This window comes from Nocardia jinanensis, from assembly GCF_014645735.1.
Classification (GTDB): domain Bacteria; phylum Actinomycetota; class Actinomycetes; order Mycobacteriales; family Mycobacteriaceae; genus Nocardia; species Nocardia jinanensis.
Genome location: NZ_BMMH01000001.1, coordinates 225,894 through 247,253 on the forward strand (window position 1 = coordinate 225,894; position 21,360 = coordinate 247,253).

Annotated in this window: 22 protein-coding genes; 18 read left to right on the forward strand and 4 right to left on the reverse strand. The window is 67.5% G+C overall.

Annotated features, from left to right (window positions below):
• Positions 1-88: 88 nt before the first annotated feature.
• The 3 genes from IEY68_RS01045 to IEY68_RS01055 all read right to left on the reverse strand — a co-directional run bounded on the left by IEY68_RS01045 (position 89) and on the right by IEY68_RS01055 (position 3,357).
• Positions 89-1,630 (reverse strand): flavin-containing monooxygenase, encoded by a 1,542-nt coding sequence (locus tag IEY68_RS01045; protein WP_058855707.1) that lies wholly within the window; start codon positions 1,628-1,630, stop codon positions 89-91.
• A 436-nt stretch (positions 1,631-2,066) separates the two neighbouring features.
• Entirely contained in the window at positions 2,067-2,267 is a 201-nt protein-coding gene (locus tag IEY68_RS01050) for a hypothetical protein (protein ID WP_156426267.1), read from the reverse strand.
• A 10-nt stretch (positions 2,268-2,277) separates the two neighbouring features.
• Positions 2,278-3,357, reverse strand: coding sequence for an NAD-dependent epimerase/dehydratase family protein (locus IEY68_RS01055; RefSeq protein WP_058855705.1), 1,080 nt, complete (start codon positions 3,355-3,357; stop codon positions 2,278-2,280).
• 122 nt (positions 3,358-3,479) lie between these two features.
• Between IEY68_RS01055 and IEY68_RS01060 the strand changes: the two genes are divergently transcribed.
• The 7 genes from IEY68_RS01060 to IEY68_RS01090 all read left to right on the forward strand — a co-directional run bounded on the left by IEY68_RS01060 (position 3,480) and on the right by IEY68_RS01090 (position 9,335).
• Positions 3,480-4,121 carry a TetR/AcrR family transcriptional regulator gene (locus IEY68_RS01060; protein ID WP_063916171.1) on the forward strand — a complete coding sequence of 214 codons (642 nt, stop codon included), beginning with the start codon at positions 3,480-3,482 and terminating at the stop codon, positions 4,119-4,121.
• A 229-nt stretch (positions 4,122-4,350) separates the two neighbouring features.
• Positions 4,351-4,659 carry a hypothetical protein gene (locus IEY68_RS01065; protein WP_058855704.1) on the forward strand — a complete coding sequence of 103 codons (309 nt, stop codon included), beginning with the start codon at positions 4,351-4,353 and terminating at the stop codon, positions 4,657-4,659.
• A 327-nt stretch (positions 4,660-4,986) separates the two neighbouring features.
• Positions 4,987-5,403 (forward strand): DUF779 domain-containing protein, encoded by a 417-nt coding sequence (locus IEY68_RS01070; RefSeq protein WP_156426266.1) that lies wholly within the window; start codon positions 4,987-4,989, stop codon positions 5,401-5,403.
• A 112-nt stretch (positions 5,404-5,515) separates the two neighbouring features.
• A complete protein-coding gene (locus IEY68_RS01075; RefSeq protein ID WP_058855814.1) occupies positions 5,516-7,912 on the forward strand; it encodes a nitrate- and nitrite sensing domain-containing protein in 2,397 nt (798 codons plus the stop codon).
• On the forward strand, positions 7,913-8,326 hold the full coding sequence (locus IEY68_RS01080) for a roadblock/LC7 domain-containing protein (protein WP_058855702.1): 414 nt from the start codon (positions 7,913-7,915) through the stop codon (positions 8,324-8,326). It abuts the gene before it with no gap.
• A 39-nt stretch (positions 8,327-8,365) separates the two neighbouring features.
• The gene (locus IEY68_RS01085) at positions 8,366-8,740 is read left to right on the forward strand and encodes a DUF742 domain-containing protein (RefSeq protein ID WP_058855701.1); all 375 of its coding nucleotides are present in this window, start codon (positions 8,366-8,368) and stop codon (positions 8,738-8,740) included.
• A 10-nt stretch (positions 8,741-8,750) separates the two neighbouring features.
• Positions 8,751-9,335 (forward strand): GTP-binding protein, encoded by a 585-nt coding sequence (locus IEY68_RS01090; protein ID WP_036512093.1) that lies wholly within the window; start codon positions 8,751-8,753, stop codon positions 9,333-9,335.
• Positions 9,336-9,377: 42 nt separating this feature from the next.
• Here IEY68_RS01090 and IEY68_RS01095 read toward each other — a convergent pair whose 3' ends face one another.
• Positions 9,378-9,785 (reverse strand): NUDIX hydrolase, encoded by a 408-nt coding sequence (locus tag IEY68_RS01095; protein WP_082681473.1) that lies wholly within the window; start codon positions 9,783-9,785, stop codon positions 9,378-9,380.
• A gap of 148 nt (positions 9,786-9,933) precedes the next feature.
• Between IEY68_RS01095 and IEY68_RS01100 the strand changes: the two genes are divergently transcribed.
• The 11 genes from IEY68_RS01100 (at position 9,934) to nuoK (ending at position 21,308) form a co-directional block, all read left to right on the forward strand.
• The gene (locus IEY68_RS01100) at positions 9,934-10,344 is read left to right on the forward strand and encodes an Rv3143 family two-component system response regulator (RefSeq protein WP_156426265.1); all 411 of its coding nucleotides are present in this window, start codon (positions 9,934-9,936) and stop codon (positions 10,342-10,344) included.
• A 281-nt stretch (positions 10,345-10,625) separates the two neighbouring features.
• Positions 10,626-11,006, forward strand: coding sequence for an NADH-quinone oxidoreductase subunit A (locus tag IEY68_RS01105; RefSeq protein ID WP_058855812.1), 381 nt, complete (start codon positions 10,626-10,628; stop codon positions 11,004-11,006).
• Positions 11,007-11,071: 65 nt separating this feature from the next.
• The gene (locus IEY68_RS01110) at positions 11,072-11,626 is read left to right on the forward strand and encodes a NuoB/complex I 20 kDa subunit family protein (protein ID WP_058855699.1); all 555 of its coding nucleotides are present in this window, start codon (positions 11,072-11,074) and stop codon (positions 11,624-11,626) included.
• Positions 11,623-12,348 carry an NADH-quinone oxidoreductase subunit C gene (locus IEY68_RS01115; protein WP_058855698.1) on the forward strand — a complete coding sequence of 242 codons (726 nt, stop codon included), beginning with the start codon at positions 11,623-11,625 and terminating at the stop codon, positions 12,346-12,348. The genes IEY68_RS01110 and IEY68_RS01115 overlap by 4 nt, the downstream gene beginning before the upstream one ends.
• Positions 12,348-13,733, forward strand: coding sequence for an NADH-quinone oxidoreductase subunit D (locus IEY68_RS01120; protein ID WP_189093965.1), 1,386 nt, complete (start codon positions 12,348-12,350; stop codon positions 13,731-13,733). The genes IEY68_RS01115 and IEY68_RS01120 overlap by 1 nt, the downstream gene beginning before the upstream one ends.
• 132 nt (positions 13,734-13,865) lie before the next feature.
• Positions 13,866-14,585, forward strand: coding sequence for an NADH-quinone oxidoreductase subunit NuoE (gene nuoE / locus IEY68_RS01125; protein WP_058855697.1), 720 nt, complete (start codon positions 13,866-13,868; stop codon positions 14,583-14,585).
• Positions 14,582-15,910, forward strand: a complete 1,329-nt coding sequence (gene nuoF / locus IEY68_RS01130) for an NADH-quinone oxidoreductase subunit NuoF (RefSeq protein WP_058855696.1) — start codon at positions 14,582-14,584, stop codon at positions 15,908-15,910. Before nuoE ends, nuoF begins: the two co-directional genes overlap by 4 nt.
• Positions 15,907-18,357, forward strand: a complete 2,451-nt coding sequence (locus tag IEY68_RS01135; RefSeq protein WP_058855695.1) for an NADH-quinone oxidoreductase subunit G — start codon at positions 15,907-15,909, stop codon at positions 18,355-18,357. Before nuoF ends, IEY68_RS01135 begins: the two co-directional genes overlap by 4 nt.
• Positions 18,350-20,167, forward strand: coding sequence for an NADH-quinone oxidoreductase subunit NuoH (gene nuoH, locus IEY68_RS01140; protein ID WP_062995708.1), 1,818 nt, complete (start codon positions 18,350-18,352; stop codon positions 20,165-20,167). Before IEY68_RS01135 ends, nuoH begins: the two co-directional genes overlap by 8 nt.
• Positions 20,164-21,012 carry an NADH-quinone oxidoreductase subunit J gene (locus IEY68_RS01145; RefSeq protein ID WP_058855694.1) on the forward strand — a complete coding sequence of 283 codons (849 nt, stop codon included), beginning with the start codon at positions 20,164-20,166 and terminating at the stop codon, positions 21,010-21,012. Before nuoH ends, IEY68_RS01145 begins: the two co-directional genes overlap by 4 nt.
• Positions 21,009-21,308 carry an NADH-quinone oxidoreductase subunit NuoK gene (gene nuoK / locus IEY68_RS01150; RefSeq protein ID WP_058855693.1) on the forward strand — a complete coding sequence of 100 codons (300 nt, stop codon included), beginning with the start codon at positions 21,009-21,011 and terminating at the stop codon, positions 21,306-21,308. The genes IEY68_RS01145 and nuoK overlap by 4 nt, the downstream gene beginning before the upstream one ends.
• Positions 21,309-21,360: the final 52 nt, after the last annotated feature.

A 21,360-nucleotide genomic window follows, 5' to 3' on the forward strand; every position in this document is an offset into this window, starting at 1 on the left:
GGAGCGGAAGTACGCCACCGTGTCCTCGCGCCCGGAACGGTTGCCCGATGTCCCGTCCGGCCCCGGGCGCGCGATCGGCCCGTACGCCTCAGGCGGATCGGGCGCCGATCGATGGGAGCCGGCCCACCGCGCCGCGGGCGCGTCGCCCGGCACCGGTGATCTCGGCGCCGGCGCGGTCGGTGAAGGTCAGAATGCCGTCTTCGATGGGGCTCTTACGCAGGTAGGCGCGGTCGCGGAAGTAACTGTTGACCACCTTCCAAGGGCCGCCGGTGCCCTGCCGCGGCATCACCGCGTCCCCGCGCTGGATATAGCCGGAACTCAGCGCACCGCCCATCACCGAGACTTCGGACCGATCGGACTCCTCGGCACGGACCACGAACCGCGTGTACCCCTTGTCGCGCATCCGGTTGAGGACCCGGCTGAAGTACTCGGCAGCCAGATCGGCTTTCAGGGTCCAGGAAGCATTGGTGTACCCGAGGACCATCAGCGCGTTGGGAATCCCGTCGAGCAACGAGCCTTTGTACATGACCCGGTCCCGGGTGACGACCGGTTCACCATCGACCTCGAGGGCGGCACCGCCCAGGATCTGGACGGTCAGTCCGGTGGCCGTGACGACGATATCGGCCTCGATCTCCTCGCCGGAGGACACCCGGATCCCCTTCTCGGTGAAGGTCGCCACGGTGTCGGTGACCACCGAGGCATCGCCCCGGCGCAACGCCTTGAAGAGATCTCCGTCGGGGACGACGCACAGGCGCTGGTCCCACGGTGCGTATTCGGGGGTGAAATGGCGCATGTCCACCCCGGGACCGACTGCCATCCGCACCCATTTCAGGAACATCTGCCGGGCCAGCTTCGGCTGCCGGCGCGATAACTGGTAGCTGGCCTGCTGCACCGCGATATTGCGGGCACGCCCGACCTGATAGGTGAGTCCGGCCGGTGAGCCGACCTTCGTCATCCCCAGCGCGACCGGGTCCTCACCGGGGATGGAGGCGATATAGGTGGGCGAACGCTGCAGCATGGTCACATGCGCGGCCTCGCCGACCATCGAAGGCACCAGGGTGATCGCGGTGGCACCACTGCCGATCACGACCACCTTCTTGTCGCGGTAGTCCAGATCCTCCGGCCAGTGCTGCGGATGCACGATCCGGCCGGCGAACGAGTCCTCACCGGGGAACGAGGGCCGGTAACCGTTGTCGTAGTCGTAGTAGCCGGTGGCACCGACCAGGAAGGTGCTGGTCCAGACCTCCGCGGCGCCGGTCGCCTCCTCGAGCACCCGCACGGTCCATCGGTTGTCCGGGCTGGACCAGCTGGCCGAGACGACCTTGCGGCCGAAACGAATATTCGGTGTCACGCCGTATTCGTCGGCGGTTTCGCCGATATAGCGGCGGATACCAGCGCCGTCGGCGAGCATGCGGGTACCGCGCCACGGCCGGAAGCCGTAGCCGAAGGAGTACATATCGGAATCGGAGCGGATACCCGGGTAGCGAAACAGATCCCAGGTCCCGCCGACCGCGGTGCGGCGCTCGAGGATCGCGTAGCTGCGCCCGGTGTTCTCCTTCTCCAGGTGGCAGGCCACATCGATACCGGACAGCCCGGCTCCGATGATCAGTACGTCGACATGCCGCGTCATTGCGTTCCTAGTCTGCTCGTGCCGGGGTCGTCGCCAATCGTGACAGACACACCATTTAGGTGTAACTGAGAGTACAGAATAATTCGACGGCCGTGCGACCCCTGCACGCGGCACCCGGGATCCCGCCGCCCGGCCGGACGGCATCCCCCGACGGACGGCCCGGACCCAGGGCGCCCACACGGCACGAACCGGCCGCCGGACACTCCGCCGGAGTCCGGAAGGCAGAAACTCGGTACGCCCGGGCCGGCCGCCACCGAACCGATACGACCCACTCACTCCGCCCGAATCCGCGCTTCACCCACCTTCATGTGATCTAAAACATATTCTCCCGGCGCCGGGATCACCGCGCGATGGGCGACCCGGCGAAGTGAAACGCCGAATGCCGGAGCCCGGCGCCCGGCCGCATCCGGGTTCCCGGCACTCCACCGTCCGGTGCTCAGCAGCAGACGACCGCCGCGGTCGCCACACCGCTGAAGGAGACCACCGCGGCCGATATCGCCACCGATACGCCCCGCCATCCGGCCACACCCACCGACCGGTCGCGCATCCGGCCCGGCTCACCGTCGCGCGGCCGTCGACCGGTCCGGAACCGGCGCCCCAGCGCACCGAGGGTGATCAGCACTGTCGCGATCAGCATCTCGAGCCCCTCACGCCTCGGCCGCACGGACGCGGCGGCCACCCGGAGCGGAGGCGGACCGCCGGGGCGGGGTCACGATCCGTTCCCGGAGCAGACTCTCCGCCGTATCACGGACCGTCTCGTCCACCGGCCGCATCGTCCAGCCCAGTTCGCTCCGGGCCCGAGCGGCACTCAGCCGCTCGACCTTTCCCAGCGCGGGAACCGTGAGCCGCAAGCCGCGGTCGAACACCGCCGCCAGGCGCACCAGCGGGTCGGGCAGGCCGCGGGTGGCGATACGGAATCCGCGCGGTCGGTATTCCGCGGCCAGCAGTCGCGCCATATCCCGCATCCACACGTGGTCACCGGCGCAGATATAGCGCTTCCCGGCCGCCTGCGCCGTCTCCAGCGCCAGCCGGTGCGCCACCGCGAGATCCCGGACATCCACCACCGACCACCCGACCCGCGGCAACCCCGGTACGTCACCGGCCAGCAGCCGGCGCACCGGTTCGTGCGAGGTGCTCGTCTCCGGCGCCAGCAGCGGTCCGAGGACCATTCCCGGATTCACCACGACCAGCTCGAGACCGCGCCCCGCGGGCAGCGACTCGGTGAACTCCCAGGCGGCCCGCTCGGCCAACGTCTTGCTGCGCTGATAGGCGGGACTGCGTTCGACGACGGTCCAATCCGCCTCGGTCCGCACCGCATCGTCACGGTGCCCGTGGGCGATCGCGGCGATGGAAGACGTCAGCACGACTCGCCGTACCGCGGGCGCGGCGGCCGCGGCCCGCAACACTCGCAACGTGCCGTCCACCGCGGTGCGGATCAATTCGCTGTCGTCGTCGGGCGGCGTCGGCGGGAAGGGTGACGCTACATGCAGCACCTGCGTACAGCCTGCGACCGCCGCGGCCCAGCCGCTGTCGAGTTCCAGGTCGGCCGCGGCGAATTCCAGGTCGCCACCCACGCGAACGGCGTACTCGGCCAGATGCGCGCGCTTGCCGGTATCGGCGAGATCGCGCACGGTGCCGCGTACCGCGTAGCCGTGATCGAGTAGTTCGACGATGACATGTCCGGCGACGAAACCCGTCGCGCCGGTGACAAGTACCCGTGTGCTCATTTCCACCTGCCCTGAAGTCGGTCGGCGTCCATCTGAACGCTGCTCAGATAATCTAAGCACCGTATAGATCTGCTGTCCAGACCCCCTCCGTACATCGAACGCGATGCGCTTACCCTCAGAAGGTGACCCGGACCTCCTACCACCACGGCGCCCTCCGCGAGGCCCTGCTGGCCGCCTGTCTGCGGCTCATCGAAACCGAGGGCATCGCGGCGGTGAGCCTGCGGCGGGTCGCCCGGGAAGCCGGGGTGAGCTCCGGCGCCCCCTACCACCACTTCGCCGATCGCGCGGCACTGCTGGCCGACCTCGCCACTCAGGGCTTCCGGCTGCTCACCGATCAGCTCACCACCGCCCGTTCCACGGCCGATTCCCCCACCACCGCACTCGTCGCGCTGGAACAGTGCTACGTCCGCTTCGCCAGAGACCAGCCCGGCTACTTCCGGTTGATGTTCCGCCCGGAACTGTCGCAGCCGGAGAAGCATCCCGATACCCGCGCCGCCGGCGAAGCCGCGTTCGGCGTACTGGCCGACGCGGTCGCGGCCTGCGTCGCCGCCGGCGACCTGGCACCGGAACGCGCCGAGCCGACCACCCTCACCCTCTGGGCGCTCGGGCACGGCCTGGCATCACTGTGGCTCGACGGTCAACTCGACAAGCGCGGCAGCTTGTTCGGCACCACAGCGACGGCCCTGGTCGATTCGGTTATCGACGGCATTCCCGGCTTCCTCGATACCGGGACCGGGCCACCGCGCACCCTCCCGCTCCGGTGACCCATCCGCTGCCGGCGATACTTCCGGACCCATCCCCCACGACTACGGACCACCATATAGTCGCCGGACCGGAAAGCTGTCGGTTGAATCACGTCTACTACTCACCGGGCGCTGAGCCGGTGCGCCCTCCTCCTGATACCGGGCCTTGCGACGGGGTATGCCCGGAATAGAGTGGACCGGGCCCGGGTTCGCGTGCTGCCGCCCGAGCCGACCAGGAGGATTGTTGTCGATGAACGCCACGAAAGCCCGCGCGAGCCTGATGATCGCGGCCGCCGTACTCGCACTGGCCGGCTGTACCGAGATCGAGCGGGCGATGAACAAGGGCGGCGATACGCCGTGCCGCGAATACGTGCAGCAGGACCAGAAGACGCAGCGCGTCACCATCACCAAGTTCCTGGAGGAGCAGCAGGGCGCGGAACCGACCGGTACGAACGTGGATCTGTCCATCGCGGCGGCGAATGCGTTGTGCAGTGTCCAGGCCAATGCCGACACTCCGATCGAGCGGGCCGATATCGCCGGTATCTTCATCCGGAAATAGGTTGTCGCGCAGCAGCTTCGAAAATCGGCGGCCATCACTGCGGGCAACGCGGCCACGCGACCGCACGAGATCAGCCGCCGTACCGCTCTATACCACAGTCGTTTTCGGCGAACCATGGACACCCTCTCGCCCCGGCGCTCGCAATACGCAAGAATGTGTTCGCAAAAGTGCCGGCCGCAGTGAGCCGGTATCTCGGACAGCGGCGGACCTGATCACCGGGCCGGGCCCTGTCCGATTCGGGGCCGGAGGCGATGTGCAAGGGAGCGATATGTTTCATCGGATCTATTCGGTAGCGCCACCGCGGTGCCGTGGCGCACGGAGCTGCTGATGGCGTATCGCAGCGACCGGGTCGCGGTAACCGATCGGGCCCGCAACGCGTTACGTGATCTGATCGAACAGCACGGACCGATCCTGCTGTACCTTCCGCACCGCGATTCCACCGACCCGCAGCCGGACTGGCTGCCGATACGCGATTTCCGCGCCGCCGAGGGCGATACGCTCTTCGGCCGCCTGGCCTGGCATACCGAACTGTGGATGAGCGCGGAGGCCTACACCCGTTTCGAACGCGAACACCTCACCGTGGACGTCCCCGCCGATGCCGGGCCCGCACCGGGCAGTGAATCGAACGGTGGGCCGAGCCCGGAGGAATCAGCGACCTTCCTGCTCCGTGCCCGCCGGCTCAGCGCCGCGGAGACCGCCGCCCTCGACGGCCGCAAACGAGGCGGCCGCGGCGCGGCGAACTGAACCGGCCGCTGGGGCTGCCGCCACGCGGCATACGCAGGATCAGGTGTCAAAGCAAGTCCTGTTCAATGGGATTCGATGTGCAGGAAACCGGGTGAACGGCTACTTTGTGGCGATGTTCAGAGCGAGGCTCGGTGTCCGCGCCCGGATCCTGGCCATCGCACTCATCCCGAGCTTGACCCTGTTGGTGGCCGGTGTGGGTGCGACGGGCTATCTGATCGACCAGGGACAACACAACCGCCAGGTGACCGAGGCGTTACGCGAGGTATCGGGCCCCACTCGTGATGTGTACGAGGTGGTCCAGAGCGAACGCAGGCTCACCCTGGCGCATCTGGCGGGCGATCCCACCGCGGCCGCCGCCCTCGCCGCCGTCCGGCCCAACACCGAACAGGCGCTACGTGATCTCGTCACGGAAGCGGAGCGGCTCCGGGAACTACAGCCCGAGGAGATCACCGACGACGTCGGCTCCTTCACCACCCTCACCCAGCAGCTCGGCAATATCCGCGGCGTCGTCGACACCCGGGCGGTGCCGACCGGCGACGCCTACACCTTCTATGTGCGGGTCCTCGACGCCCTCAGTACCGGTGCCCACCTCTCGCACACCTTCGAACAGAATCCGGAGGCGGTCAGCCAGCTCGCCCTGGTCGCCCGGATCATGCACGCGCTGGAGGCGTCCTCGCGCAGCCACGCCCTGGCCGGCGCGGCGCTGCGCACCGGCAATCCGGTAGCGCTGCCCGAGGAGTACATCCAGCAGACGGGCTTCTACCACACCGAGTCCGCGCTACTGGCCACCCAGCTGGAGCCGGAGATCGGCGAGCGGTTGCGCACCCTGCTCGAAAGCCCGGAGTGGCGGCTACTGGACCGGACCGAGAACACCCTCATCGCGCGCAGCGTCCCGGGCGCCGACGCCGGGGCCCACTCGGCCGCCCTCTCCCCCGGTCAGCTGACGACCTGGCAGGCGGCGGCCGACCACGTCAACCAGGAGATGCTGAACCTCTGGGACGACCAGAACCAGCTCATGCAGCAACTATCGCTGGACGCGGCGGCCCGGACCACCAATCAGTCGCTACTGATCGGTCTCGCGGTACTGGTGGTCTCCGCGGCAGTGTTCGGAGTCTCGCTGGTACTGGCCAACCGGTTCATCCACCGCCTGGTCCGATTGCGCGACCATACGCTGGCCCTCGCCGATGAACGCCTACCCGATATGCTCGAGCGCCTACGCGCCGGGGAAGACATCGACGAAACCGAGGCCGCCGCCAAACTCGACTTCGGCCGGGACGAACTCGGCGCGGTGGCCACCGCCTTCGAACACGCCCACGCGGTCGCTGTCAACGCCGCGATCACCGAGGCTCGCACCCAGGAGGGCGTCAAGGCGATCTTCCTGAACATCGCCCACCGCAGCCAGATCGTGGTCCACAAACAGCTCGAGATACTCGACGACGCCGAACGGCGCGAAGAGGATCCGGCCATGCTGGACATCCTGTTCAAACTCGACCACCTCGCCACCCGCGAACGCCGCAACGCCGAGAACCTCACCATCCTCGGTGGCGGGAAACCCGGCCGGCAGTGGCGGGCCCCGGTACCGCTGGTCGACCTGGTGCGCAGCGCCGTCGGAGAGACACAGGACTACACCCGGGTGCGTCTGGCCCGGCTCCCCGAACTCCGGATCGCCGGGAACGCGGTCGGCGACCTCATCCACCTGCTCGCCGAACTCGTCGACAACGCGACCTCCTTCTCTCCTCCGCAGTCCCGCGTCCAGGTCACCGGTTCGGTCATCGGCAAGGGCGTGGCCGTCGAGATCACCGATCAGGGCATGGGCATCCCCGAGGACAACCGCGACCGCCTCAACGAACTCCTGGAGAACCCGCCGAATTTCGAGGTCGCGTCCCTGCAGAAGGATTCGCGGCTGGGTATCTTCGTCGTCGCGCAGCTGGCGGCCCGCCACGGAGTCTCGGTACGACTGTGGGAATCGGAGTACGGCGGCGTACGGGCCGTCGTCATCGTGCCCGGTACTCTGCTGACCGATCCCGCCGAGGAAACGGCCCCGCTGGCCGGCCTGCCGCGACCCACACCGAACGGCCTGGACAGCGGTCCGGAGAACCACACCGAACCCCTCCCGGAGGCCTCCGCCATCGCGACACTGCTGGCGGACCGGCCTCGGGAATCCGACCCCGCCGATGAGCCGGCGGACACCGCACCGGCCGGTGCGCCCGATACCGGCCCCGGCACCCGGCCGGAAGCCGCGCAGACGACCGCCGAACCGGCCGTGCTGCCCGACGGTCGTCCGGCTTTACCCCGCCGTAGCAGGCAGGCTAAAGTCGCACCGCGACCAGAAGTTTCGGACGCCGCCGGGACCTCAACGATGCGGCCCCGCTCGGCCGAACAGGCCCGGGATCTGATGGCGGCGATCGAGAACGGCACCCGCCAGGGCCGCAAGCCATCGCCCGCCGCGGAATCCGGCGCCGGAAACCCGGCGTCGGACGGCGCATCCCCGGATGAACAGGAAGGCTAAGTGTCCACTTCCACACAAGGTGACCTGAACTGGCTGCTCGACGACCTCGTCGAGCGACTCGCCGGCGTTCGCCTCGCGGTTGTCCTGTCCACCGACGGAATGCTGCTGGGCCACTCCTCGAAAATGGATCGCACCGAGGCCGAGCATTTCGCCGCGATGTCGTCCACTTTGCACGGGCTGGCCCGCAGCGCCGGTGCTCGCTTCGAAGGTGGTGCGGTACGGCAGGCGGTGATCGAACTCGATCGTGCCGTCCTGTTCGTCACCTCGGCCGGTGACAACGCCTGCATCGCCGTCCAGGCCGCCGCGGACGCCAACCTCGGGATGGTGGCCTACGAGATGAACCTCACCGTCCAGCGGGTCGGCAGCCATCTGTCGACCGGCTCCCGTGGTGGGGCCGGGGCCGAACCCCAGTAACCGTGGGAACAGCAACGGCGCTATGACGGGTATGCGGGTATGACCGGGCAGCGGGAACCCTGGTTCGACGACGACGCCGGACCTCTGGTGCGGCCGTACGCCATCACCAAGGGTCGTACTGTGGGCGCGGGACACGACCTGGATATGCTCACAGTCGTGGTCGAAGCTCGTGGTGCCCCGCCGTTGCGCCGGACCGAACCCGAGTACACCGAAATCGTGCACCTGTGCACGGAAGCACAAACCGTGGCGGAGGTGGCAGCCGTCTTGAAACTGCCGCTGGCGGTGACCAAGATTCTCGTCGGAGATCTGATCGGTGACGGCCAACTGATCTTCCGGGCTCCCGTGCAGATGGAGTCCGGTCCCGGCGACTTCAACATATTGCGAGCGGTACTGGATGGAATCCGAAAAATTTGACCCTGCCCGGATGGACCCCGGGGCTCCGGCTCTTGCTGCGTCGGTGAAGGTCCTCATCGCCGGTGGTTTCGGCGTCGGCAAGACCACCATGGTGGCCTCGATCAGCGAGATCCCGCCATTGCGAACCGAGGAGATGATCACCGAACTCAGTACCGGGATCGATGATCTGTCCGGTGTCGAATCCAAGACCACCACCACGGTGGCGCTGGACTTCGGCCGGATCACCATCGACAAGGACCTGGTGCTGTACCTGTTCGGCACTCCCGGCCAGGATCGCTTCTGGTTCCTGTGGGACGAGCTCGCCCGAGGAGCGCTCGGTGCGGTGGTACTGGCCGATACGCGGCGGCTGGGCAATTCCTTCGCCGCCATCGACTATTTCGAGCGGCGCGGCCTACCGTTCCTGATCGCGGTGAACTGTTTCGACGGCGCGCCGCGGTACACGATCGACGAGGTCCGCGACGCCCTCGACCTCGATCCGTCCATCCCGGTGATGCTGTGCGATGCGCGCGACCGGGTATCGGCGAAGAATGTGCTGCTCAGTCTGATCGAGCATCTCATCGAGCGGGCCACCCGCCCGAACCTCACGACCAAGTAGACCGGTACGGCGGAGCCACCACCCGGCTCCGCCCGCCGGGGGTCAGTGGGCGAGGTGCCCTGCCGCGTGGAGTTCGTCGAAGAGCAGCTGGTCCACCGGCGGCACCCGGGACCGGTCGCCGTAACCGAACCAGTCGAGCTCGGCTATCTCGCTGCTCGCGACCAGCGTTCCGCGATAGTCCGCGCGGTAACAGCTCATCCGCACTCGCACCGCGCCGTCGATCGCTTCGTAGACCCCGACCGGCGCGACCGTGGCCGGAACCAGGGCGACCGTCAATTCTTCGGCGACCTCGCGCAGTAGCGTCTGCTCGTCGGATTCGCCGGCTTCGCGTTTCCCGCCCGGAATATAGAACACATCCCTGCCGCGCGGACGCGCGCACAGGATCCGCCCGTCCTCGATGAGGACCCAGGCGACCGTATCGATGAGTTCCCCGATCAACTCGTCCGTCACACGAGCAGCCTAGGCATACAGCCGTGCGCGTACACAGGCCGCATCCCGGCCCGCGCCGGCATCTCGTCGCCGACCGCGCCGACCGGCTCGCGGGCCGATCTCGGCCAAGCTGCCACGGAGCACGCGGTCGCGGACGTACCATGCGCACGTGGCCGATGTGAATCCCCCCGCTGCGCTGCGGGTCCTGGTCTACAGCAACGACGCCGACACCCGGAGCCAGGTGATGCTGGCACTCGGGCGTCGTCCGCATCCGGATCTACCACCACTGGAGTACCTCGAGGTGGCAACAGCCCCGGTGGTATTGGAGCGGATGGATGCCGGCGCCGCCGAACTGGCCGTACTGGACGGCGAATCCGCCCCGGTGGGCGGAATGGGCCTGGCCAAACAGCTCAAGGACGAGATCCACGACTGCCCGCCGCTGATCGTGCTCACCGGTCGCGCCGATGATGCCTGGCTGGCGAACTGGTCTCGTGCCGAAGCCGTGGCCGCCCACCCGATCGACCCGCTGCGACTCACCGAGATCGTGGTCGATCTGCTCCGCCGGCGCCCTGCGGCCTGAGCGGCGATTACGTTCTTTCGCTCATAAATCTCAGTCGCGAATTCGATCAAAGCGGTCCGCGAATCCGCGTTCGTCCTGCCGTAACGGTTGTAGGCTGTGCTGTAGCTCACATGAGCGCGGGAGATGACATATGACCCGCGCCGCCTAATCCTTCCCCAGCCCATTCTCGAATTCGGGGACGATCCAGCGGCGTGGGCCTACCCATCGACCGCCCGACCCCGTTCGCGGAACCCGGTGGTACCACCGCGGGGTTCCAGTTCGCAAGGAGGGGAAGCGCAGTCGTGAACACCGAACTGCCGATACTGGTCCTCGGCGCGGTCGCCGCCGCGTTCGCGGTGATCTCGATCCTGATCGCGGGACTGATCGGCCCCAAACGCTACAACCGCGCCAAACTACAGGCCTACGAATGCGGTATCGAACCGACACCGCATGCCACCGCCGGTGGCGCGGGAAGTATTACCGGACAACGCTTTCCGGTGAAGTACTACCTCACCGCGATGCTGTTCATCATCTTCGATATCGAGATCGTTTTCCTCTACCCGTGGGCGGTCCATATCGATGCGCTCGGGGTGTTCGGCCTGGCCGCGATGGCACTGTTCATCGTCAATGTCTCGGTCGCCTACGCCTACGAATGGCGGCGCGGCGGCCTCAGCTGGGACTGAGCCGCGAACCTCCGATCAGCCGTACCGCGCCTCGGCGCGGGCAGATACCCAGGGAGTAGTCGGACATGGGTTTGGAAGAGAAACTGCCCAGTGGTTTCGTGCTCAGCACGGTCGAAGCCATGGCAGGGTACATGCGCAAGGGGTCGGTCTGGCCGGCCACCTTCGGTCTGGCCTGCTGCGCGATCGAGATGATGGCCACCGGCGGTGGCAGATTCGATTCGGCGCGTTTCGGGATGGAGGTCTTCCGCGCCTCGCCGCGGCAGGCGGATCTGATGATCGTGGCCGGCCGGGTCAGCCAGAAGATGGCGCCGGTCCTGCGCCAGGTCTACGACCAGATGACCGAGCCGAAATGGGTACTGGCGATGGGGGTGTGCGCCTCCTCCGGCGGGATGTTCAACAACTACGCCATCGTCCAGGGCGTGGATCACGTGGTCCCCGTCGATATCTACCTACCGGGCTGCCCGCCGCGCCCGGAGATGTTGCTCAATGCCATCCTCGCGCTGCACGAGAAGATCCAGGCGACCCCGATGGGCGTGAACCGCACCGAGGCGATCCGCGCCGCGGAGCAGGCGGCACTGGCGGCCACGCCGACCATCCGGATGGAAGGTCTGCTGCGATGAGCACCGACCGGCCCGAATCCACCGACAGCCGCGCCGTGGAGCCCGAACAGCCGATCGGTCCCACCGACGAGGTCATCGGGGTCCGCCGGGGCATGTTCGGGATCTCCGGCAGCGGCGATACCTCCGGATACGGCCGCCTGGTACATCAGGTCGCGCTACCCGGCGGCAGCGCCCCGCCCTACGGGAGCTATTTCGATTCGGTGGTCGATCTGCTGCGCGCGGCCCTGGCGGCCGGCGCCGGGTTCGACGCCGCTGTCGAGAGGGTCGTGGTGGACCGCGACGAACTCACCCTGCACATCGACCGCGACCATCTGGTGGCGGTGGCGCGAGCGCTGCGCGACGATCCGGCGCTGCGCTTCGAATTGTGCCTCGGTGTGAGCGGCGTGCACTACCCGGACGAATCCGGTCGCGAACTGCGCGCGGTGTACCACCTCAACTCGATCACCCACGGCCGGCGGGTGCGCCTCGAAGTCTCCGCTCCGGATACCGACCCGCACATCCCGTCGCTGTACCGCGTGTACCCCACCTGTGACTGGCACGAGCGGGAGACCTACGACTTCTTCGGTATCCGATTCGACGGGCATCCCTCATTGACCCGAATCACCATGCCCGACGACTGGCGCGGCCATCCGCAGCGCAAGGACTACCCGCTCGGCGGGATACCGGTCGAGTACAAGGGCGCGCGGATACCGCCGCCCGATGAGCGGAGGGCATACAGCTGATGAGCGAGACCGATTACCGGCCCGGAGTCTCCGGCGGGCCGGACAGTGACGACTCCCGAGCCGGCCACCCGTCGACGGACCCCACTGGCGAGAACACCACCGAACAGGTCCTGACGGTCGCCGGACAGGACTGGGACGAGGTCGCCGACGCGCTGCGCGGTGCGGGTGAGGAACGCATCGTCGTCAATATGGGTCCGCAGCATCCGTCCACCCACGGTGTGCTGCGGCTGATCCTGGAGATCGAGGGCGAAACGGTGGTCGAGGCCCGCTGCGGTATCGGCTATCTGCACACCGGTATCGAGAAGAACCTCGAATTCCGTAACTGGGCCCAGGGCGTCACCTTCGTCACCCGGATGGACTATCTGTCTCCGTTCTTCAACGAGACCGCCTTCTGCCTCGGTGTCGAACGACTACTCGGTATCACCGACGATATCCCCGAACGTGCCACCGTGATCCGGGTGCTGCTCATGGAACTCAACCGCATCTCCTCGCATCTGGTGGCACTGGCGACCGGGGGTATGGAACTGGGTGCGCTCACCCCGATGCTGTTCGGCTTCAGAGAACGCGAACTGATCCTCGACGTCTTCGAGAACATCACCGGCCTGCGGATGAACCACGCGTTCATCCGGCCCGGCGGTATCGCCCAGGACCTGCCCGACGACGCGGTGGGCAAGGTCCGCGATCTGCTCGAGCTGATGCCGAAACGCCTGCGCGATATGGAGCATCTGCTCACCCACAACCCGATCTTCAAGGCCCGCACCCAGAACATCGGCTACCTGGACCTGACCGGCTGTATCGCACTCGGCGTCACCGGGCCGGTCCTGCGGTCCACCGGGCTGCCGCACGATCTGCGCAAGGCCATGCCCTACTGCGGTTACGACACCTATGAGTTCACCGTTCCCACCACCGACACCTGCGATTGCTACGGCCGCTACCTCATCCGGATCGAGGAGATGAAACAGTCCCTCGCGATCGTGGAGCAGTGCCTGGACCGGTTGCGCCCGGGCCCGGTCATGGTGGCGGACAAGAAGATCGCCTGGCCCGCGGATCTGCAACTGGGCTCCGACGGCCTGGGTAACTCGCCGCAGCACATCGGCAAGATCATGGGGACCTCGATGGAGGGGCTCATCCACCACTTCAAACTCGTCACCGAGGGCATCCGAGTACCGCCAGGGCAGGTGTACACGGCGGTGGAATCCCCCCGCGGGGAACTCGGCGTCCATATGGTCAGCGACGGTGGCACCCGGCCCTACCGCGTGCACTATCGCGATCCCTCCTTCACCAATCTCCAAGCCGTAGCGGCTATGTGCGAGGGCGGCATGGTCGCCGATGTGATCGCGGCCGTCGCCAGTATCGATCCCGTGATGGGTGGTGTGGACCGCTGATGCGATACCTCCGCCTTCGCTGCGGCCTCCGCGGACCGCATGTACCGGATTCGAGGAAGAGTTCATGATGCGATACCTCCGCCTCCGATGCGGCCTCCGCGGACCGCATGCACCCGCTTCGAAGGAGGCTTCATGAGCGAGATCCTGTTGCGTCTGAGCACCCGGCCGCAGCCCTACGCCGACGATGTCCGCGCCCGGCTCGAACCGGACGCGAAGGAGATCATCGCGCGATATCCGCAGCCCCGCTCGGCGCTGTTGCCGCTGCTGCACCTGGTGCAATCGGAAGAGGGATACGTCAGCAGTACCGGGATCGAGTTCTGCGCGGATCTGCTCGGACTCACCGGCGCCGAGGTGACCGCGGTCGCCACCTTCTACTCCATGTACCGGCGCATTCCTACCGGCGATTACCACGTCGGGGTGTGCACCAACACGCTGTGCGCGGTCCTCGGGGGCGATGCCATTCTCACCGAACTACGCGACCATCTGGGGATCGCACACGGCGAGACCACCGACGACGGCGCCGTCACCCTCGAACACATCGAATGCAACGCGGCCTGCGACTACGCGCCGGTGATCATGGTGAACTGGGAGTTCTTCGACAACCAGACCCCGGAATCGGCCCGCGAACTCGTGGACGCGCTCCGCGACGGGCGAACGGTCACCCCGACCCGTGGGGCACCCCTGTGCACCTTCCGGGAGACCGCGCGGGTGCTGGCCGGTTTTCCGGACACCCGGCCCGGTGTGCTCGACGGCGACCCGGGCACCCCGACGCTCACCGGCCTGGACACCGCACGCGAGCAGGGTATGCGCGCTCCCGAGATACCGGACGACCTCGACGGCGGTGCCCGATGACCCTGACCCCGGTCCTCAGCAAGTACTGGAACCTCCCGAATTCCTGGACCCTGGACACCTACCGGGCCCACCAGGGTTACGAGGCGCTGCCGATCGCGCTCGCCATGACCCCCGACCAGGTGATCACCACCGTCAAGGACGCCGGGCTGCGCGGCCGCGGCGGCGCCGGATTCCCGACCGGTATGAAATGGGGTTTCATCCCGCAGACCCCCGAACCCGACGGTTCGATGAAACCGCACTATCTGGTGGTCAACGCCGACGAGTCCGAACCGGGCACCTGCAAGGACATCCCGCTCATGCTGGCGGCCCCGCATTCGCTGATCGAGGGCGTGATCATCGCCGCCTATGCCATCCGCGCCGCCCACGCCTTCATCTATCTGCGCGGTGAAGTGGTTCCGGTGCTGCGCCGACTGCACGCCGCGGTCGCCGACGCCTACGCGGCCGGGCTGCTGGGCCGGGATATCCTCGGCTCCGGCTACGACCTGGAGCTCACCGTGCACGCCGGCGCCGGCGCCTATATCTGCGGTGAGGAGACCGCCCTGCTGGATTCGCTGGAGGGGCGGCGCGGCCAACCGCGGTTGCGACCGCCGTTTCCCGCGGTCGCGGGTCTCTATGCCAGCCCCACCGTGGTCAACAATGTCGAATCCATCGCCAGCGTGCCGCCCATCATCCGCAACGGCCCGGCCTGGTTCCGCTCCATGGGCAGCGAGAAATCCCCCGGTTTCACGCTGTATTCGCTGTCGGGCCATATCGCCCGGCCCGGTCAGTACGAGGCGCCGCTCGGTATCACACTGCGGGAACTACTCGAATACGCCGGCGGAGTGCGGGCCGGCCGGTCGTTGAAGTTCTGGACCCCGGGTGGTTCCTCTACCCCGCTGTTCACCGCCGAACATCTCGATGTCCCACTCGACTACGAGAACGTGATGGCACAGGGGTCGATGCTGGGCACCAAGGCCTTGCAGATCTTCGACGACACCACCTGCGTGGTACGTGCCGTACTGCGCTGGACCGAGTTCTACGCCCACGAATCCTGCGGGAAATGCACGCCGTGCCGGGAGGGCACCTACTGGCTGGTGCAACTGCTCACCCGCCTCGAATCGGGTCAGGGCACACCCACCGACCTCGACACACTCCTGGATGTCGCCGACAACATCAACGGTAAGTCCTTCTGCGCGCTCGGCGACGGAGCGGCCAGCCCCATCGTGTCCTCGCTGAAGTACTTCCGCGACGAGTACCTCGCGCATATGACACAGGGCGGCTGCCCCTTCGATCCGGCCCGCGCGACCGCCTGGGCCGGATCCGCGGCCGGAGAGGGGATCCGATGACGGCCACCGTCCGTTCCGATTCCGCTGATCTGCAACCGGCCGACCTGGTCACCGTCACGATCGACGGCACCACGGTCAGCGTTCCCGCCGGCACGCTGCTGATCCGCGCCACCGAGCTGATCGGCATCCAGATCCCGCGGTTCTGCGATCACCCGCTACTCGCCCCGGTCGGCGCCTGCCGGCAGTGCCTGGTGGAAGTGGAGGGGCAACGGAAACCCGTGGCCTCCTGCACCATGGCGGTCACCGAGGGCATGGTCGCGCACACCCAGCTCGATTCCCCGGTCGCGCAGAAAGCCCAGCAGGGTGTGATGGAGCTGCTGCTGATCAACCATCCCCTGGACTGTCCGGTCTGCGACAAGGGCGGGGAGTGCCCGCTACAGAACCAGGCCATGTCCACCGGTCGCGCGGAGACCCGCTTCGAAGGGGTGAAACGCGAGTATCCGAAACCGATTCCGCTGTCGACCGCGGTCCTGCTGGATCGCGAGCGGTGCGTTCTGTGCGCCCGCTGCACTCGTTTCTCCCAGGAGATCGCCGGCGACCCGTTCATCGAACTGCTCGACCGCGGGGCGCTGCAGCAGGTCGGTACCGCCGAGCACGAACCCCTCGATTCGTACTTCTCCGGCAACACCGTGCAGATCTGCCCGGTCGGCGCGCTCACCGGCACCAGCTACCGGTTCCGGGCCCGCCCGTTCGATCTGGTCTCCAGCCCGAACGTCTGTGAACACTGCGCATCGGGATGCGCCCAGCGCACCGACCACCGCCGCGGAAAGGTATTGCGCCGCCTCGCCGGTGACGATCCCGAGGTCAACGAGGAATGGAACTGCGACAAGGGCCGCTGGGCGTTCGCCTATGCCGGCGAACGGGATCGGATCACCGGCCCCCTGCTGCGCGGAGCCGACGGAGCACTGGCACCGTGTTCGTGGTCCGAGGCGCTCGCGGCCGCCGCCCGCGGACTGCGGGCCGGAGTGGGTAACGCGGCAGTACTCACCGGTGGCCGGGTCACCGAGGAGGAGGCGTACGCGTACGCCAAGTTCGCGCGAACGGTACTGGGCACCAACGATATCGACTTCCGGGCCCGGGCTCATTCAGTGGAGGAAGCGGAATTCCTGGGAGCCTGGGTCGCCGGGCACACCGGCACTGTCACCTACGACAGCCTGGCCGCGGCACCGGTCGTGCTGCTGGCGGGTTTCGAACCGGAAGAGGAGTCGCCGATCGTCTACCTCCGGCTGCGCAAAGCGGCGCGGACCCGAGGCGTGCCGATCTTTTCGCTGGCCGCCTACGCGTCGCGTGGCCTGGAGCGGATGTCGGGCACTCTTCTCGCGACGGTCCCCGGCACCGAGGCCCGGATCCTCACCGAGTTGACCGAACCCGGCCCCGGCCCGGCACAGCTGCTGCGCGAACCCGGCGCGGTGATCCTGGCCGGCGAGCGACTGGCGACCGCACCCGGCGCGCTGTCGGCGGCCATCCGCCTCGCCGCCGATACGGGCGCCGCACTGGCCTGGGTACCCCGGCGGGCCGGGGAACGCGGCGCGCTGGAGGCCGGTGCCCTGCCGGTACTGCTACCGGGGGGTCGCCCGGTAGCCGATCCCCAGGCCCGGCGGCAGGTGAGCGAGATCTGGGGTGTCACCGATCTTCCCGATACACCCGGTCGCGATATCGGTTCGATCCTCGACGGCACGGCGACCGTGGGCACCCTGGTGATCGGCGGTATCGAACTCACCGATCTCCCCGACCCCGCCGCCGCCCGGACCACACTGCGTTCCGCTGATTTCGTCATCTCCCTGGAACAGCGGCACAGCGAGGTCACCGCCCACGCGGATGTCGTCTTCCCGGTGGCCACGGCGATGGAGAAATCCGGTACCTTCCGCACCTGGGAGGGTCGCCCGCGGCCGTTCGCGGCGGCTCTCACCGACAGCACGGTTCGCCGTACCGCCGCGCCGCTGTCCGATCTACGGGTACTGCACAGTCTGGCGGCGGAAGTGGGCGTGCCGCTCGGGCTCCCCGATACCACGACCGCACGCGCCGAACTCGACCGCCTCGGCGTCTGGACCGGAGCCACCGTCACGCCGCCCACGTATCCGGCCGCGCAGCCGGCCCACCCCGGGCCGGGCACCGCGGTGCTGGCGAGCTGGCGCATGCTGCTCGACCTGGGCCGGATGCAGGACGGCGAACCGAATCTGGCCGGTATCGCGCGGCCGCCCGTGGTCAGGTTGTCGGCGGCCACCGCCGAGGAAGTGGGTGCCGCCGAAGGTGATCCGGTCACCGTCACCACCCGGCGCGGCGCGGTGACGCTGCCCCTGGCTGTCACCGAGATGCCGGACCGGGTGGTGTGGCTGCCGATGAACTCACCCGGCAGCTCGATCCACACCGATCTCGGCGCACGACCGGGCGACGTCGTCACCCTGCGGCGCGCCGACCAGCGGACGGAGATATCCGACCATGACTGATCTGTCCCTCTTCGGTCTCGACCCACTGTGGCTGGTCGCCGCCAAAGCCGTTGCCGTGTTCGTGTTCCTGCTGCTGACCGTGCTGTTCGGGGTGCTGATCGAACGTAAGGTCGTGGCTTGGATGCAGATGCGGGTCGGGCCCGACCGAGTCGGGCCCAAGGGCCTGCTGCAGAGCGCCGCGGACGGCGTGAAGATGGCGTTCAAGGAAGATATCGTCCCCGCGATCGTCGACAAACCGATCTTCGTCCTCGCGCCGATCATCTCGGTGGTCTCGGCCGTGCTGGCCTTCGCCGTGATCCCGTTCGGGCCGGAGGTCTCCATCCTCGGCCAGCGAACCGCCCTGCAGCTCACCGATCTCCACGTGGGCGTTCTGTACATCCTGGCGGTCACCTCCGTCGGCGTCTACGGGATCGTCCTGGCCGGCTGGGCGTCGGGCTCGACCTATCCGCTGCTCGGCGGTCTACGTTCGACCGCGCAGGTGATCTCCTACGAAATCGCCATGGCCCTCTGTTTCGCGGCGGTATTCCTACTGGGTGGCACCATGGCGACCTCCGGCATCATCGCCGCCCAGCAACCCACCTGGTATGTCTTCCTGCTGCTGCCCTCGTTCCTCATCTACTGCATCTCCATGGTCGGTGAGACCAACCGGGCTCCGTTCGATCTGCCCGAGGCCGAGGGCGAACTCGTCGGCGGGTTCCACACCGAGTACTCCTCGCTGAAGTTCGCGATGTTCATGCTCGCCGAATACGTGAACATGGCGACCGTCTCGGCGCTGGCGACCACCATGTTCCTGGGCGGCTGGCGGGCCCCGTTCCCGATCAATCTCTGGGAGGGCGCGAATTCGGGCTGGTGGCCGCTGCTCTGGTTCACCGCCAAGGTGTGGATGTTCCTGTTCGTGTTCATCTGGCTACGTGGCACCCTGCCCCGATTGCGCTACGACCAGTTCATGAACCTGGGCTGGAAGCTGCTCATCCCGACCTCCCTCGTATGGGTGATGGTGGTGGCTACCGCCCGGGTCCTCGACCTGGAGGGTTACCCGGTTGGTACGCCGATTCTGGTGATCGGCGGCCTGTTGCTCACCGGACTCCTGATCGGACTGTTCCTGCGGGCCGGCAACGCCCCGGCCGTCGCGCCGGAGTTCGGCCCCGAAGACGACCTCCCGGCCGGAAAATCCCCGCCCGGGGCATCCGGGGGCGCCCAGGTCTTCCTGGGCTTCCCGACCCCGCCGCTACCGGAGCGGACCTCGACCATCACCTCCTCCCCCGGCCTTCTCGAACCACTGGCGGGTTTCGCGGTGACCGCGCTCACCATGTTCAAGAAACCCAATACCGAGTTCTATCCCGAGGAGAAGGTGCCCACCGCACCCCGGTATCACGGCCGCCATCAGCTCAATCGGCATCCCGACGGGCTGGAGAAGTGCATCGGCTGTGAACTGTGCGCCTGGGCCTGTCCCGCCGACGCGATCTACGTCGAGGGCGCGGACAACACCGACGAGGAACGCTTCTCCCCGGGTGAACGGTACGGACGCGTGTACCAGATCAACTATCTGCGCTGTATCGGATGCGGGCTGTGCATCGAGGCGTGCCCGACCCGGGCGCTGACGATGACCAACGACTACGAGCTCACCGACGACAACCGCGCCGATCTCATCTACGAGAAAGATCGGTTGCTCGCGCCGCTCGCACCGGAGATGCAGGCCCCGCCGCACGAGATGCAGCCGGGTAGCACCGAGGCCGACTACTACCTCGGGCGGGTGGGCGCCGCACCGGAGCGGCCCACCGCCGGCACCGCGCAGGGAGGCTCCCGATGATCGGCATCGAATCATCCCTGCTCGCCGCCCCACCGCTGACCGGCGCGGGGACCGGTGAAACAGTGCAGTTCTGGATTCTGGCTCCGCTGGCGGTGCTCGGCGCGCTCGGTATGGTGTTCGCCGCCAAGGCCGTGCATTCGGCGATCTGCCTGGCGGCCACCATGATCACACTGGCGGTGTTCTACATCGCCCAGGATGCGCTGTTCCTCGGGGTGGTGCAGATCGTGGTGTACACCGGCGCGGTCATGATGCTGTTCCTGTTCGTGCTCATGCTGGTCGGTGTCGATTCGGCGGAATCCCTGCGGGAGACCCTGCGCGGACAACGGATCGCCGCGGCGGTGGTCGGTATCGGCTTCGGGGTGTTGCTGTGCACCGGTATCGCACACGGGATCCGTAACTCGGGAATCGAATTCCCCGCCAACGGTTTCCCGGGCCGCGATGTGATCGGCGCACTGGCCGAGTTGATCTTCGTCCGCTACGTCTGGGCCTTCGAACTCACCGGCGCGCTGCTGATCGCCGCCACCATCGGCGCCATGCTGCTCGCGCATCGGGAGCATTTCGGCCCGAAACTCGGCCAGCGGGAACTGTCGCGACGGCGGTTCCGGGACGCCGGGCACCGGCCCACGCCACTGCCCACCCCCGGTGTCTACGCCCGGCACAACGCCGTGGATGTACCGGCCCGGCTCCCGGACGGATCCTTCGAGGAACTGTCGGTATCGACGATTCTGCGCCACCGCCGTACCCAGGCGCTCACCGATGCGGCCGTGCTCTCGGTCGGTGCCCCGGCAGATCCGGGATCCGGCACCGGCACCACCCATCCCGCCGACGAGGAAGGTATCCGGTGAATCCCGAGAACTATCTTTTCCTGTCCGCGTTACTGTTCACCATCGGCGCCGCGGGGGTCCTGCTACGACGTAACGCGATCATCGTCTTCATGTGCATCGAGCTGATGCTCAACGCGGTGAATCTCGCGTTCGTCACCTTCGCCCGGATGCACGCGAACCTCGATGGTCAGGTGTTCGCGTTCTTCACCATGGTGGTCGCCGCGGCCGAAGTCGTAGTCGGTCTGGCCATCATCATCACCATCTTCCGCGCCCGCCGCTCGACCTCGGTCGACGACGCCAACCTGCTGAAGTTCTGACGTGCTCGGGTCAAGCGCGGAGGCGGTAGCGCAGCGTAACCACGTAGCGCTC

What these genes read in the sequence shown, in the direction of transcription:
- IEY68_RS01045 (WP_058855707.1), bottom strand. Translation starts at nt 1,630, where the DNA reads ATGACGCGGCATGTCGACGTACTGATCATCGGAGCCGGGCTGTCCGGT.
- IEY68_RS01050 (WP_156426267.1), bottom strand. Translation starts at nt 2,267, where the DNA reads ATGCTGATCGCGACAGTGCTGATCACCCTCGGTGCGCTGGGGCGCCGG.
- IEY68_RS01055 (WP_058855705.1), bottom strand. Translation starts at nt 3,357, where the DNA reads ATGAGCACACGGGTACTTGTCACCGGCGCGACGGGTTTCGTCGCCGGA.
- IEY68_RS01065 (WP_058855704.1), top strand. Translation starts at nt 4,351, where the DNA reads ATGAACGCCACGAAAGCCCGCGCGAGCCTGATGATCGCGGCCGCCGTA.
- IEY68_RS01070 (WP_156426266.1), top strand. Translation starts at nt 4,987, where the DNA reads ATGGCGTATCGCAGCGACCGGGTCGCGGTAACCGATCGGGCCCGCAAC.
- IEY68_RS01075 (WP_058855814.1), top strand. Translation starts at nt 5,516, where the DNA reads ATGTTCAGAGCGAGGCTCGGTGTCCGCGCCCGGATCCTGGCCATCGCA.
- IEY68_RS01085 (WP_058855701.1), top strand. Translation starts at nt 8,366, where the DNA reads ATGACCGGGCAGCGGGAACCCTGGTTCGACGACGACGCCGGACCTCTG.
- IEY68_RS01090 (WP_036512093.1), top strand. Translation starts at nt 8,751, where the DNA reads ATGGACCCCGGGGCTCCGGCTCTTGCTGCGTCGGTGAAGGTCCTCATC.
- IEY68_RS01110 (WP_058855699.1), top strand. Translation starts at nt 11,072, where the DNA reads ATGGGTTTGGAAGAGAAACTGCCCAGTGGTTTCGTGCTCAGCACGGTC.
- IEY68_RS01115 (WP_058855698.1), top strand. Translation starts at nt 11,623, where the DNA reads ATGAGCACCGACCGGCCCGAATCCACCGACAGCCGCGCCGTGGAGCCC.
- IEY68_RS01120 (WP_189093965.1), top strand. Translation starts at nt 12,348, where the DNA reads ATGAGCGAGACCGATTACCGGCCCGGAGTCTCCGGCGGGCCGGACAGT.
- nuoE (WP_058855697.1), top strand. Translation starts at nt 13,866, where the DNA reads ATGAGCGAGATCCTGTTGCGTCTGAGCACCCGGCCGCAGCCCTACGCC.
- nuoF (WP_058855696.1), top strand. Translation starts at nt 14,582, where the DNA reads ATGACCCTGACCCCGGTCCTCAGCAAGTACTGGAACCTCCCGAATTCC.
- IEY68_RS01135 (WP_058855695.1), top strand. Translation starts at nt 15,907, where the DNA reads ATGACGGCCACCGTCCGTTCCGATTCCGCTGATCTGCAACCGGCCGAC.
- nuoH (WP_062995708.1), top strand. Translation starts at nt 18,350, where the DNA reads ATGACTGATCTGTCCCTCTTCGGTCTCGACCCACTGTGGCTGGTCGCC.
- IEY68_RS01145 (WP_058855694.1), top strand. Translation starts at nt 20,164, where the DNA reads ATGATCGGCATCGAATCATCCCTGCTCGCCGCCCCACCGCTGACCGGC.